We start from the raw sequence: 14,822 nt of genomic DNA on the forward strand, positions 1-14,822 counted from the left end.
TCCCAAACAAAAAGTGCCCTCCCACACAGATACTGGTGGGAAGGCACTTTCAAAAACAGTGTTACGCCGTGCGACTCTCCGTCGACACCTTGCGCGCCGCGACACCGCGCTTCGCACGAAGCGCTTCTGGCATCGCCAGCAATGCCGGCAGAAGCATCGGCAGCAAGACGAAGCAGAGCACGATGAGGCCAACGATCACGGCCACCGCCAGCTCGATCAACAGAACGAGGCCGGATGGCACAAGCGTGGCGAAGGTTCCGCCGAGGATAACCATGGCCGAGATCACCACGCCGCCGATGTGTTTGGCGGCTTGAACGATCGCTTTCGCTGGCGATAGCTCGCCAAGCTCTTTGTAGCGCATCATCAGGAAGATGCTGTAGTCGACGCCGACAGCAATAATAATGATGAAGGAGAAGAACGGTACGAAGGAGGAAACCCCATCGGCACCGATGATTTTATCCGTTACGACATTCGTCGCTGTCATCGCCACGTAGTAGGAAATCACCAAACTCAGGATGATATAGATGGCTGGCCAGAAGGCACGAATGACGAACAGCAAGACAATGAACACACCAATGATGACGATAATCGCAGTGCTATTGAACGATTTCAGCTGTGCCTTATTCGTGTCATATGTCGTTGAACTCGGCCCCGCCGCGCCAACCTTCGCATGCTCGAGCACCGTGCCCTTCACGCTGGCAGTGAGCTCTGCGTTAATCGCTTCAATCGTATCCATCGCAGCCGATGAATACGGATCATCCTTCAGGATGACGATCATCTTCGTCATCGTCCGATCCTTGGACATGAAGCTGTCCAAGGACTTCCCGAAATCCGCGCTCGACAGCGCTTCTTTCGGGATAAAGAACGTCTTCGAGCTGTTCAGCTGCGTCAGGAATTGGCTCGTCAAGCCAAGCCCCTCGGACACGTCACCGAGTCCGTTGCCGCTCTGCCCAAGGCCGTCCTTCAGCTGGCCCATGCCGCCGCTGAGACCCGACAAGCCTTCGCTCAGCTTCTGCTGACCGTCTTTGACGCTGCCTAGCGCAGCGTTCAGCTTCGCCATGTTGGCAGCGATCTCGCGGCTGCCCGCGCTGCCTTGCTTCAGCCCTTTGGCGAGCTCATTCGCTCCGCTCTCCAGCGAAGCCAACCCTGCCGCTAGCTGCGCCTGCGCGCCGTTCACTTGCGCCAAGCCTTGCGTTGCCTCGGCGAAAGCACTGTTCAGCTTGGCTGCGTTCTTGCCAAGCTCCCCAAGTCCGCCGCTCAGCTGCGTCAGACCAGATGCAAGACCCTCGCCCGTTTGCTTCAGCTTGATGTAATCCGCATCGGTGGTCAACTGGCTGTACTTGCTGCCAAGTCCACCGATGAGCCCATTCATGCCGACAAGCCCTTGCTGGATGCCCCCAAGTTGCTCCTCAATCTGGCTGTAGCCATCTGTCATGGCGTTATAGCCTTGCCCGAGCTGCGTCAAACCATCGCTGATTTTCCCCGTATTGTTCTCAACTTGCGACATGCCATCCTTCAGCGCAGCAATACCCGCACTTAGCTCACCCGCACCGCCAGCACCTTGCGCAATGCCACTAGCCACTTGATCTAGCGCAGTCGTCAGCTTGCTATAGCCGTCCTGCACTTGACTCGTGCCATCTACCAGCTGGCCGACGCTTGACGTATCTGGCGTCGCCAGCTTGCTTTGCATCAGCGTAAGTCCGTCGCGAATTTGGTTTACCCCGTTCTGCGAAGCGGTAATACCGTCAGCCACAGTTTTGGTTTGACTAGAAATATAGAAAGCATCAATCAGCTCCGATTGCGGCTGCGTTACGCTTGATACTTTAGCGACACCAGGTATGCTTTTCAGCTTCTCCGTCACTTTATCAATTGCAGCTAAACCATCATTGGTGTTAAGAGCTTTGTCATTCTCCATGACAACCATCGTTGGCAGCGCCTGACCCCGGCTGAAATGCTCCGCTACAAGGCTGAAGCCTTTGGTGGACGGGTGATCATTCCCCAGCTCCTTCAACTGGTCAAAAGACAGCTTCTGATGATTCGTAAGAGCAAGCGGTATCGTCACAATCAAAATGATTACCGTCGTAACAATCGGTCTTTTCACCGCGATTTTCGTCAAGCCCGCCCAGAATTTACTCTCTTTATGCCCCCCCATGCCTTTGGAAGGCCAAAAGAGCTTATTTCCGAGCATTTTCATGAAAAATGGCGTCACCGTTACGATTTGGAGCAGGAGTATCGCCGTACCAATCGCAACCACATTACCTGATTGATAAATGCCGAAATCCGAGAACGTTAATGCGGCAAATGCAATAAACACGGTCAAAATACTGTAGAAAATCGTTTTACCCGCCGTGCGATAGGTGACACTGATCGCTTCATCCACGGATAAGCCGTGGGACAATTCCTCTTTGAACCGATTGAATAAGAGAATGTTATAATCCGTTCCAATTCCGAACAAGATTAAAATTAACAGCATCTGCGTGACACTCGTCACTGGAAAATTGAACTTATCGATGAGCTGCGCAGCAATCCCCATGGACACGAGGTACGAAATACCGACCGCTAACAAGGAAACCACCGGAATAATGACGGAACGGAACATAATCACTAGGACAGCTAGGATGAAAATGACCGTTAGCGCGGCACTTTTTTCAACCCCCGACTCGGAAACTTTAATATAATCATCCTGGATAAAATCCTCCCCAGAGAGGTAATACTCCACCTTCATGTCCTTCAAAACAGCTTCAAATTCCAGCTTGATGTCCTCGACGTGGCGCCCTCTTTTGTCCAAGGAGAAGCTCGCCATTAAGGTTGTGCCATCCTCAGAAATCAGTGAGGACTTCGCCTCAGGCATGGTAAACGGATCAATCAACTGATTAAAGCCCAGTTCAGCTTGATGGCTTTTCATACTCGTAATGCCTGCCTCGATCGCTTTCATATCCGCATCCGACAGTTTGTTTGGGTTATGGAAAACCACGATATCACTCGTGCCCTCGACCCCGTTAATTTTGTTCAAAATCGTGGATGCAACCTTCGAGGGGCTGTCACTGCGCAGTGGATCTTGCCCTCTTAACCCAAGGATAGCATTCACATTAGGTTGGAAAACCGTCAGCAACACCGTCGCCACCAACCATACGGCCAGAATCGCCCAGCGCCATTTAATAATGGATTTCATTTTTCTCTTCTCCTCCACTCACTTCAACTGATAGTAAACAAGCGTTCATTATTGAGCCAAAAAATTTTATGCCTGTGCTAGCTTTATTTTTTCTGAAATACCCGTGCAATACAGGTACAACAGTTCATCAACGAGCATCTTAATCGTATCGCCATCCTCATGATCACGCAAAATAAGACAAATGCTCTCAATCATTGTCGTCGAAATCATGCGAGCGGATAACTGATCTTTCTGTGATAGCATGCCTGATGGCGCTAATTCCGCTGTAAATACTTCCGAGATAATTTGATTCACCAGCGTAATCATGTCTTGTTTTGCCGAAGCAAATCGAGAGCCTTCACTCAGATTCAGAAGAATCGTAAGCTCCGTGCTGGACTCCTTGAAAAGCAGCATCAGGGAAGCATCAATTCTACGCAGGATCAGCAAATGATCAGACAATGCCGTACAAAGGGTGTTATCCACTTCTTGCTTACAGACGCGCAAAACCTCGGCTAATTGCTCCTGGATGGGCTGAATCAGCTCGTCGAACAGATCATCCTTGCTCTTGAAGTAGCGATAGATGTTACCCGGTGTTATGCCTGCGGCATCTGCAATTTGCCGAATGGAGGCTTTCAAATATCCATGTTTCTTGAACTCGGCCAAAGCCGCTTGGCGGATACTCTTTTTGACTTCATCTTTTAAAATTTGCATTAATAAACACCCGTTCACTTTTTGACGTCATAGAGGAATTATACAGCGCCCATTTTGGCATTGCAACGCTATTTCGATAAAAAAAAGGCCCAACCCGCAGATTATCACAGGTCGGACACAAGTTTCTTATTCAACGTCTACAGCTTTAATAATGCGAGGCTTCACTTTTACTCGGAATTGCTTCAGATCCTTGAATTGAATGAACTTCTTGGATTCCTCATTCCAAATACGGAACTTCAGAGATTCCAAGCTCGTTTTCAGTGTAATCGTCTGCACATTACGAAGTGCTGCGTTCTTATTGTGAACCTTTTGCAAATGATAGTTAGGCACGCGCGGGCTTAAATGATGAATATGGTGATAGCCGATATTGCCAGTAATCCAATGTAGAATACGCGGCAAATTGTAGAATGAGCTGCCATGCATCGCAGCTTTGACATAATCCCACTCGGCATCTTTCTCGTAGTACGTTTCTTCATAGTTATGCTGTACGTAGAAAAGCCAAATGCCCGCCATACCTGAGAAGAAGAACATTGGTCCTTGAATCAGCAGGAAGGACTGCCAGCCCATGCCCCAACAAAGTAGAGCAATACTGCCAACGATCGCGATATTGGTGATATACGTATTGATTCTTTCTTTCATCCCCGCACGCTTGCGGTTAAACCGGTAATCAATAAGGAAGATGAAGATCGGTCCGATAATAAACATTACGAACGGACTGCGATATAGGCGATAAGCCATTCTTTTGATCCATGTTGCTTTCATATATTCATCCACGGTAAGCGTCCAAATATCACCCACACCTCTGCGATCCAGATTCCCGCTGGAAGCATGGTGAACGGAGTGTGTATGGCGCCATTGATGGTACGGTACAAATGTTAGAATTCCTGTTAGCGTGCCGACTATTTCATTGGCTAGTTTGTTTTTGAAAAAAGATTTGTGACAGCAATCATGAAAAATGATAAAAATGCGGATTAAAAATCCCGCGGCTATTATATCGATCACGAAAGTTAGCCAAATGGAGACGGAAAGACTCAGAAAAGCAAAATACCAAAGCACGAAAAAGGGTCCCACTGTATTGATAATTTGCCACACACTATGCTTCATATGTGGTCTTTCGAAAGGCGCGATATCTTTCCGCCACCCACCCTTATCCTCATGCTTCATCCTGTTAGAACTCCCTCTCTCCGCGTCGTGTCGGATCTCGTAAGTTTATATCCTTTGAAGTAGTACGTTACGAATTGAAATAAGTTCCCGTTATAGGATAACAAATATTACATAGCTATCTCATCATACGTGGGTAAACCCTTTTTGTAAAATGCAATATAAGTAAGTCGCATAAAAAAGAGACGAATCGCCTCTCGTTCTGCGTAAGAACGAAGCTATTCGTCTCTCCTTTATATCATATCGGGCGATCTATCGCAAAAAGCTCTCCCAGTTTCGCATACGAACTTCCGGCTAACCGACTTACCGGCTTCAGCTTCTGTGGATCAATATGACCATTGTCAACTAAGTTCTCATTGATATGAAAATAAACGACACGTCCGATGAGTAAATCTGCCGCGGGTGCATCCGGTGTTCCGCCAAGCGGGATCACCTGCTCAAGGACGCATTCCATGCGGATGCTGGCCTCGGCTATGCCAGGGACAGCGATTTGGCGGCTCGCGATGGGCGTTAGCCCGGTCAGCTTCACTTCGCTCTCCTCAGGCGGCAACGCAGCGGCGCTCTGATTAATCTGGTCGATATAGGACTCGTCGGAGATATGAACGACAAAAGCTCCTGTATCGACCGCATTGCGGGAGGTGTCCTTGCGGACGCCCTGCTTCCGCTGCACGGAGACGGCGACCATCGGCGGATCTGCTGTGACGATGGTGAAGTAGCTGAAGGGAGCGGCGTTCAGCACACCTTCTGCCGATAAGGTCGATACAAAGGCGATCGGCCGTGGAATAATGCTGCCGATAAGCATTTTATAGTTCTCTCGCTCGCTTTGCGTTGATGGATCTATGCCTAACATAGTCATAGTGACAATCCCCCTCTTTATCTGTTAGAGTGAGAGGCCTTTGAGCCAATCTGCTGCTGCAAAAACCTCTGAGCGGGTCAATTGATGGCCTGCATTCTCCCAATGCACATGGACATCCGATCCAGCATCGCTCAGCAGACGCTCTAGCTCCTCAGACTCCTCAGGGGAGCAGATCGGGTCGTTCTTGCCTGCGCCAATGAAGACAGGCGTATCTGTGAGGTCTGGCAGCTGCAGGCCGCGAATCGGTACCATAGGATGATGCAGAATGGCTGCGCGAAGCGCATTCGGGTAATGGAACAAGAGGCTTCCCGCGATATTCGCGCCGTTTGAGTAGCCGATGGCGACGACGTTGCTGCGATCGAAACCATGCTCTACTGCTGCTGCGTCGAGGAAATCATACACTTCCTTCGTGCGGAAGATGAGATCCTCTTCGTCGAAGATACCTTCAGCAAGCCTTCTGAAAAAACGCGGCATGCCATTCTCTAGGACGTTCCCCCGTACACTCAGTACGGAGGAGGTTGGTGAAATCGCCTGCGCCAGAGGCAGCAGGTCTTGCTCTGTCCCGCCCGTTCCGTGAAACAGAACGAGCACGGGCGCTGTTAGATCGGATCCTTGCTGGTAAATATGCTTCATTGTTGGTCACCTTCCAATACCCGCACTTCGATCGGCGGCAGATTTTTCACGATTTGATCACGGCTTGCTTCGAACCATTCCGGCAGCATTAATTTTTCGCCTAGCGCTTCCGGCTCCTCATCTCTTGCAAAACCTGGAGGATCGGTAGCAATCTCAAAGAGGATGCCGCCTTCTTCACGGAAGTAGATCGCATTGAAGTATTGACGATCTACGATCGGTGTAGGGTGATAGCCATGGCTAGCCACATGACTTCTCCAGAGCGCATGCTCTGCATCATCTTTAGCGCGCCATGCGATATGATGCACTGTTCCCGCTCCGCCAGCACCGTAGTCCATCGGCGTTACGTTGATATCGACGATGTTGCCCAAGTCGCCGAAGGAGGAGAAGCGTGCGTAGGCGCCTTCTTGACCTATTTTTTGCAGCCCCATGACATTCACGAGGAGCTCTGAAGTTTTGTCTGGAGCAGTGCTGTACAGAACAGCGCCTCCGAAGCCTTTGATCGCTTTATCCGTTGGGACGCCGCCAAAAGACCACTGACTAGGCGCTCCCTGTTCGCGCTCCACGATTTCAAGTCTCAGACCGTCTGGGTCTTTGAACTGCAGATACGTTTCGCCGAATCGTGTTGTTTTCTCAAAGGCAATGCTGAATTGCGTTAAACGCGCTTCCCAGAAGGAAAGGCTGTCCGTTGGCACGGCATAAGTGCTGATGCCGACCTGGCCTCCGCCGATCCGCCCTTTGCGGGAGCCTGCGTAAGGGAAGAACGTAATAATCGTGCCCGGACTTCCTGCTTCATTACCGAAATAGAGATGGTAGACTTCCGGTGCATCAAAGTTGATTGTTTTTTTGATCATCCGAAGTCCCAAAATACCAGCGTAGAAATCAACAGTTGCCTGTGCATGTTGTACAAAAGCGGTGATATGGTGAATACCTGCAGTTTGTTGTGTTGTTGTTGTCATAATAGCCAACTCCTTCATATTTAAGATTCTTTATTTTAAGATAGTTTACGTGAGATGTTATCAATTATGCTGAAGCATGCGGATCCTAGCTAAGAAGAGCTTCAAAGGGATTCTATCTATTTGAAACCTTCTTGTGCGAATTTGCCAAGTTTCTTCAATAGGTGACTTGCGAGTCTTTTCTCTTCATCCGTCAACCCTGCTACTGCACTCTCGATCACTTCTGCGTGCTTCGGAAATACGTCCTCAATAAATTGTTTCCCTTTTTCCGTAATTTCAGCAAAAATTAATCTGCGATCCTCCGTCGATGTGTTGCGCGTTACGAATTCCTTCTTCACCAGCTTATCGACGACATACGTGATGTTCCCGCTGCTCATCAGCACCTTGCTGCCAATTTGTTGAATAGCCTGCGCACCCTTGTGGTAAAGCAGTTCCAGAACACCAAACTCCGTGCGGTTCAGTCCATGCTTGCGAATATCTCGATCCCCGTGGGCATTCACCCACTCACTCGCTCTAGAAAGGGCGATGTACAGATCTAGAGAATCATTTCTCGTTTCGCTCATGTTGCTTCACCTCATTTCTTTGTTTCGTTTATCTTAATTTAAAGATACTTTATTTTAAGATAATTGTCAACAGGTGAATTGAAAAAATGCAGCAATAGGTTCGGCCTTTTTTTAAGTGCCCATTCCACGTTGTCTGATATTCATATATCGTTCCCTAACTCACATCCCCGTATTTATGGCAAAAAAATGCACAGAATGTCACACCTTGTTCGCCAGCACACGTGGTATGATTAAGCCTTTAAGAATGGTAAGAAAGGTTGGTTTCCACAATTATGAACACTTCACAAGTCTTACACGGGACAGTGGCCCAGAAAGAACGGTTCCCTATCTCCCTTTTCTCTCTAACGGTTGGCGCCTTCGCCATCGGGATGACCGAGTTCGTGATCATGGGGATTCTGCCCAATGTGGCTGATGACTTGAACGTTAGTATCTCCCAAGCAGGACAGTTGATCACGGGTTACGCATTGGGCGTCGCCTTCGGTGCTCCTATTCTTGCGATGCTGACCCATAAGCTGCCTCAAAAGCGCCTCCTTTTGGTGCTGATGCTCATATTCATTCTGGGTAACGGCTTAGCTGCACTAGCACCCTCCTATGGGATCGTGCTCGTAGCGCGACTAATCACGGCCTTGGCACACGGGACCTTCTTCGGTGTCGGTTCTGTCATTGCGGCGAATTTGGTACGGCCTGAAAAGCGAGCCAGTGCTATTTCGGTGATGATGGCGGGACTAACCATCGCGAATATTCTTGGCGTACCGCTCGGCACATACATCGGTCAGCATTTCGGCTGGCGGGCATCGTTCGGCTCCGTTGTGATCATGGGGATCATCTCTTTCATCGGAATCCTCATCTTCATTCCACAGATTACGCAGAAAACGAATAGCAGCCTTGTGCGGCAGGTTCGCTCTCTTTTGCAGCCGCGATTATTGCTCGTATTTCTGATTGGGGCGTTAGGTTGCAGCAGCTTGTTTGCCGTATTCACCTACATCGCGCCAATTCTTATCAACATAACAGGCTTCAAAGAAAGCAGCGTGACGTGGATTCTCGTCTTGTTCGGCTTTGGCGTGACGCTAGGCAACATCATGGGTGGCAAAATGGCTGACTGGAAGCTCATGCCGTCCTTGATCGGCAACTTTGCCGCATTATCGCTCATTCTAGTTGCATTCGCGTATACGGATCAGTTCCCAATTGCTGCGATTATCACCATATTCATATGGGGGATTGCGTCGTTCGGGATATTGCCTGGGCTGCAGATTCGCATCATGAATCTGGCCAAAGAGGCGCCTGAGCTTGCAGCAACCTCAACGCATTCTGCGTTGAATCTCGGCAATGCTGGCGGTGCTTTTCTTGGTGGCTGGGCGATTACGCACACCGGCCTGAGTTCCTTGCCTTGGATCGGCGCGGGATTGACCGCGGCGGGGTTTGGTTTGATGCTGTGGAGTTACCTGCAGGAGCGTAAGGTGAGGTAGTTGCTATTGGGGCAGAAATGCAGAAATAGCTTGTTGGTCATGAGTTGCAAATTCCTCCACCCTAGTTCCCCCAACTCCTCAACTCTCCCTCACCCCACGTTTAACTGTATAACATACAGCTAATTCTACTGCTTTTCTCAAATCAGAGTAACTAACTGGATTTCCTACAGTTAATTTCGCCTGATTCTGCTGATATAGCCGATATCGGGGACTTTAGCTGTAGGTTTTCCAGTTATTCATCTATTCCCAGCCTTTTCGGCGAAAATAGATGGAGGTTTTCCAGTTAAACTCGATGATTGGGCCCTGAGTTAGAGTTGGTTTCTGAGTCGGGGGCGATCTAGGTCCGGGGTTCTCATGGCCCCATTCGATCCGAGCACCCGCGACCGCTGCGACAACCGGGGCCCGACACCAGTCATTCCTTCGAGTCCAGATTCCGACCCGTCCTACAACAAAAGGCGCCTCCTCATCCTGAGGAAGCGCCTTTTCCTTACCCTATAACTGCCGAAGCACCCTTCTGCAGTTGGTACATTTTCGCGTAGCGCCCGCCTAGCGCCATGAGCGTCTCGTGATTGCCCCGCTCGGCGATCTCGCCGCGGTGCAGCACAAGAATTTGATCCGCATCGCGGATCGTGGACAACCGATGCGCGATGATGAGCGTCGTCCGCCCTTCGCTGACCACTTTCAGCGCTTGCTGGATGAGCCCTTCCGTCTCACTATCGATGCTGGCTGTCGCCTCGTCGAGGATCAGAATCGACGGATCGAACGCCAACGCTCGCGCGAACGAAATCAACTGCCGCTGACCGGAGGACAGTGTGCTTCCCCGCTCTACGACCTGTTCATCGTAGCCGTTCGGCAGCTGCTCGATAAAGCCAGCTGCACCGACATCCAGCAGCGCCTTTTTGACTCGATCCAGCGAGATGTCCTGATTGTAAAGACTCACGTTGAACTTGATGTCCCCCGCGAACAGGAATGGATCTTGCAGCACGATCCCCATATGCTTGCGCAGCGCCTGCTTCGACATCCCCCGGATATCCTGACCATCGATAGTAATCAAGCCCTCATTCGGCTCGTAGAAGCCGAGCAGCAGGTTGAGGATGGAGCTTTTACCTGAGCCGGTATGCCCGACTAGGGCGATCGTTTCCCCTTTCCGCGCCTCGAACGAAATCTGCTTGAGCACGTTCTCTCCTTCTTTATAAGCAAAGGTGACGTTGTCGAACTTCACGATGCCCTCTGGGCGGCTAACATGGTCGGTCTTCTCGACTTCTTGACCATCCATGTCAAGGATTGTGAATACTTTTTCGGCAGATACAAAAGCCCGCTGCGCATTCGTCAACTGATCGAAAATCCCAATGATCGGCTGAAATATCCGCCCCAAATAATCAATAAACGCGTAGAACACCCCAAAGGAAATCAAGCTTTCCATGGATTTTCCGCCAAAATACCAGATGACCATTGCTGTCACCAAGCTGCCGATCGTCCCCACCACATTTCGCGAGGATAGGGCATAAATACGGAACTGCTTCAGCTGATTCACATAGCGATCCTTGTTCAGTACTTCAAATTCGTCCAGCGTGACCTTCTCACGGCGAAAAGCCTGAATAATCGGCATCACTACGATGGACTCATTAATCATCGCATTCATATCGCTAAGTCTAGCGCGCATGATGGTGATGAAGATTTTGGAGTATTTGAGGTGAATGATCATGATCACGACAAATATCGGTGGCAGCACCAAGCAAAACAGCGCGAGCTGCCAATCCAACAAGAAGAGCGCAATGTAAATCCCAATGAGCTGCATCATGCTAACAACGAATGTGGCCATGAAGCTCATGAAGAGGTCACGAACCGCCTCTGTATCATTCGCAATACGCGAAACGACTTGCCCAATCGGAGTGTTGTCGAAATATCGCAGCGAGATGCGCTGGATGTGCTGCATGAGATCCATCCGCATGTTTTTAATAATTTGCAGTGCGGTGGATTGTAAAATGTAAGCCTGCGAATAATTACATAGACCAGCGGTTAACAGTAAACCCATATAGAGGCCAAGCAGCTTGAGAACGGGTGCAATTTCGCGCGCACCACCCGAGAGATGCTGATCAATAATCGTTTTGGTTATAAAAGGCCCGCCCAGATCTGCAGCTACTGAACAGCAAAGAATGAGCAGCGCACCGAGAATTCTGAACTTGTAGACGAGGGCGTAAGAAATAAGTCGTCTGGCCGTAGTCGGTTTAGACAATCCGTCGTCCTCCTTTCTCAATCTTCGAGACTGGCTTCCATCTGTTGGCGATCCCACTGCTCACGATACCAGCCGCCGAACAGCATGAGCTCTTCATGTGTGCCTTCTTCAATCACCCTGCCCTCATCGAGGACGAGAATCCAGTTCGCATGGCTGACAGCAGACAAGCGATGTGTGGAAATCAGCGTCGTGCGGCCCGCGCGTTCCTGGCGGATATGCTGAAGAATGCGACTTTCTGTCCGCGCATCTACCGCTGAGAGGGAGTCATCCAACAGCAAAATTTCCGAATCGATCAGCAATGCCCGCGCAATCGCTAGACGCTGCTTCTGTCCACCGGATAGCATAACGCCGTTCTCACCGACAATGGTCGCTAAGCCTTCTGGCATTTGAGCGATATCTTGGGTAAAAGAGGCCATCTCCACGGCGTGCGCGATCTCTTCCGGCGAAGCCGTATGCTTGCCTAGCGCGACATTGTCGCGGATCGATTTGGACAACAGTAGATGCTCCTGCGGCACATAAGCGACCCAACGCTTTATTTGATCCATCGTGATTTGCTCGATCGGCACATCCGAAATAAGCAGCTTGCCTGGCTCGATCTTATATTGGCGGAGCAGTTGCTTGAGCAGCGTGCTTTTGCCACTGCCGGTTCGGCCAACAATGCCGATGGTTTGTCCTCGCTCTAGCTGGAAAGAGACATCGACGAGACTCGGATGGTTGGCTGTTGGGTAGGTGAAGGTTAACCCCTTCATCTCAATACGCTCAGGAATTGCTACTGGAATTGGCGCTTCCGCATCAACTAGATCCGCCTTCTGGGACAGCGCCTTATCTAGGCGATCCGCCGAAGCGCTCCCGCGCTGCAGGACGTTAATAAACTCACCGAAGGAAATCATCGGCCAGATCAGCATACCGAGGTAAATATTGAACGAAATCAGCTGACCGAGCGTGATTTCATCATGAAACATCAAATAGGAGCCATATCCGATGCCAATTGAGTAGCTTAAGCCAACGATCAACGAGGTTAGCGGCTGAAATAGCGCATTAAGCATCGAAACGCGGCGGTTTTTGTGCATCACATCGGAGGTGACGTCATCGAATGCTTTCAAATCCTGCGTTTCTTGCACGTAGGAGCGAATTACTCGGATGCCTGAGATCGATTCCAGCGCATGATCATTCATGACACCAAAGGAGGCCTGAGCTGCAAGGAAGCGTACTCTCACCTTTTTGCCTAGCAGATTAATGACAACGGCAAGAAACGGCAGCGGAATCAACGCCGCAAGCATTAATTTGAAGGAGATGAGCGACACCATCGTTATGATGACGACCGACGCACCGACAAGTGTATGGACGAGTGTCATGACTCCGTAGCCAGACGTTTGACCAATGGCCAAAACATCATTCGTTGCCAAAGCCATCAGTTGCCCCGTCGAGTTGCGTTGGAAAAACGCTGGTGACATTTTCGTCAAATGGGCTAATAACCGACCCCGAAGCACCTTCTCCACCAAGGCAGAGTTGCCGAATAAGTTCGTGATCCATAAATACGACATCACATAAAGGAGCAGTGAAAGTAGAACGAGCAAAAGCACCGTCTGGTTGAGCCCGGAAGCTGTTAAATTGCCATAACGAATATGGTCAATCGTGTTCCCTATCATTTTAGGCGGAATGGTCGCTAATAAATTCACACCGATCATTAGAGAGATCGCGAGTACATAGTACTTCCATCTTTCCTTAAAAAACCATCGCAGCTTCATAACAAAAGACAACATTCCCACCCCTTTTTTCAATTTCCAGTCATTCACATTGATTCTATAGTTTCAACCAAGTGAAGTCCACACCCGATGTTGTTTAAAATGAAACTTTCGGCTCGTCTGCAACATTCTCACAGACACGATCGTTAGAGAGAGCAGAATATCTACCATATTTTACATACAGGAAGGAACTTACCAACGATGAAACCGATTATGAAAAAAACACTAGCGATCCTCTCCCTATCCAGCATGCTGACAACAGGAGCGGCTTATGCAGCTACTACAGAAGCCGTCGTTCCCGATATGCACGCGAAGCAAATTCAGCCTATAAAGACCCAGCTCGATGTTACCGTTCAAGTTAACGGAGAAACAACAGAGAGTGGATATTTAAAATCCGGTGCAACTGAGCCAATGATACCTCTTCGTGCTGTAACCGTAAGCCTCGGCTTCACCCTCACCTGGAATCCAGCTACCTATTCCGTAGATTTGACTAAGGGGAATGTGTTTACAACGGTGAAAACAGGTGAAGATCGCTATACGATTAATAAAATGCTAACTCAGCTCGGCACGGCACCTGAATTGGTGGACAGCAAGCTGTATGTGCCTGCTTCCTTCATTAATAAAATTTTGCACGGTACAATCGCTTCTCAAGGGAATTCCGTTGCGATCTCGATGAAAGAGGAGGCCAAGAAGGTGCAATCGACTGGTGTCATTACTTCTATCCGTACGACAGGCGATAAAGCAGCGATTCACATTCAAGACGCAGGTATGGGAGGTATCATTCTCCATGTGAGCCCAGAAACGACCTACCAAATGCTTGACGGTTCCAAACTAAGCCTCGCTGATCTGCACGTTGGCTTGACGATTACTGCGGAGCATTCCATGGCCATGACGATGAGCTTGCCGCCGCAAACGTCCGCTTCCAACATCACGGTGCTAGACACAGCGATGCATAAGGGTACGTTAGGGACAGCTGGTGTGATTGAAGCGGTGCGCGAAGATGGCAGCCTTCTGGTTAAAGGTGAAGGACTTACCGAAGATGCTCCAGGTGAGGTTGTTCTTACAGTTGGCGCTGATACAGCCATCGTGGATGGCAAAGGTAATCCTGTGGACAAATCCGCCCTTGTTAAAGGCGCGAACATTGTCGGGTTCTACGGCCCGATGATGACGAAAAGCTTGCCGCCTATCAGCAGCGCTTGGAAAATCGTTGTAGTAGAAGAGAAAGAATAGCATACTTGCTTGTTGGAACCTTCGTGGAACCTTCCCTTACAGGGAAGGTTTCTTTGTTTTTAAAAGAGGCTTATCCATGAAGGATGTACACTGTCCAAATGTTCTGTTTTTTGATAC

Annotated in this window: 11 protein-coding genes; 2 read left to right on the top strand and 9 right to left on the bottom strand. The window is 49.6% G+C overall.

The window, feature by feature from the left end:
* Positions 1-61: 61 nt before the first annotated feature.
* The 7 genes from AC58QC_RS26465 to AC58QC_RS26495 form a co-directional block, all read right to left on the bottom strand.
* Entirely contained in the window at positions 62-3,172 is a 3,111-nt protein-coding gene (locus tag AC58QC_RS26465; protein WP_497418040.1) for an MMPL family transporter, read from the bottom strand.
* Positions 3,173-3,238: 66 nt separating this feature from the next.
* Positions 3,239-3,862 (bottom strand): TetR family transcriptional regulator, encoded by a 624-nt coding sequence (locus AC58QC_RS26470; RefSeq protein WP_497418041.1) that lies wholly within the window; start codon positions 3,860-3,862, stop codon positions 3,239-3,241.
* Between the two features lie 126 nt (positions 3,863-3,988).
* The gene (gene desA / locus AC58QC_RS26475; RefSeq protein WP_497418042.1) at positions 3,989-5,026 is read right to left on the bottom strand and encodes a Delta(5) desaturase DesA; all 1,038 of its coding nucleotides are present in this window, start codon (positions 5,024-5,026) and stop codon (positions 3,989-3,991) included.
* A 235-nt stretch (positions 5,027-5,261) separates the two neighbouring features.
* Complete coding sequence (locus AC58QC_RS26480; RefSeq protein WP_497418065.1) at positions 5,262-5,873, bottom strand: flavin reductase family protein; 612 nt, start codon at positions 5,871-5,873, stop codon at positions 5,262-5,264.
* A gap of 30 nt (positions 5,874-5,903) precedes the next feature.
* The gene (locus tag AC58QC_RS26485; protein ID WP_497418043.1) at positions 5,904-6,512 is read right to left on the bottom strand and encodes an alpha/beta hydrolase; all 609 of its coding nucleotides are present in this window, start codon (positions 6,510-6,512) and stop codon (positions 5,904-5,906) included.
* The gene (locus AC58QC_RS26490) at positions 6,509-7,468 is read right to left on the bottom strand and encodes a ring-cleaving dioxygenase (protein ID WP_497418044.1); all 960 of its coding nucleotides are present in this window, start codon (positions 7,466-7,468) and stop codon (positions 6,509-6,511) included. Before AC58QC_RS26490 ends, AC58QC_RS26485 begins: the two co-directional genes overlap by 4 nt.
* 116 nt (positions 7,469-7,584) lie before the next feature.
* Entirely contained in the window at positions 7,585-8,028 is a 444-nt protein-coding gene (locus AC58QC_RS26495) for a MarR family winged helix-turn-helix transcriptional regulator (protein WP_497418045.1), read from the bottom strand.
* Between the two features lie 272 nt (positions 8,029-8,300).
* On the opposite strand from AC58QC_RS26495, the gene AC58QC_RS26500 reads away from it, so the two are divergent.
* The gene (locus AC58QC_RS26500; RefSeq protein WP_497418046.1) at positions 8,301-9,494 is read left to right on the top strand and encodes an MFS transporter; all 1,194 of its coding nucleotides are present in this window, start codon (positions 8,301-8,303) and stop codon (positions 9,492-9,494) included.
* 487 nt (positions 9,495-9,981) lie between these two features.
* On the opposite strand, the gene AC58QC_RS26505 is transcribed toward AC58QC_RS26500, so the two are convergent.
* A complete protein-coding gene (locus tag AC58QC_RS26505) occupies positions 9,982-11,730 on the bottom strand; it encodes an ABC transporter ATP-binding protein (protein ID WP_497418047.1) in 1,749 nt (582 codons plus the stop codon).
* A 17-nt stretch (positions 11,731-11,747) separates the two neighbouring features.
* Complete coding sequence (locus AC58QC_RS26510; RefSeq protein WP_497418048.1) at positions 11,748-13,493, bottom strand: ABC transporter ATP-binding protein; 1,746 nt, start codon at positions 13,491-13,493, stop codon at positions 11,748-11,750.
* A 183-nt stretch (positions 13,494-13,676) separates the two neighbouring features.
* On the opposite strand from AC58QC_RS26510, the gene AC58QC_RS26515 reads away from it, so the two are divergent.
* Positions 13,677-14,705 (top strand): copper amine oxidase N-terminal domain-containing protein, encoded by a 1,029-nt coding sequence (locus AC58QC_RS26515; protein ID WP_497418049.1) that lies wholly within the window; start codon positions 13,677-13,679, stop codon positions 14,703-14,705.
* Positions 14,706-14,822: the final 117 nt, after the last annotated feature.

This window comes from Paenibacillus sp. J22P51 (genome assembly GCF_059692215.1).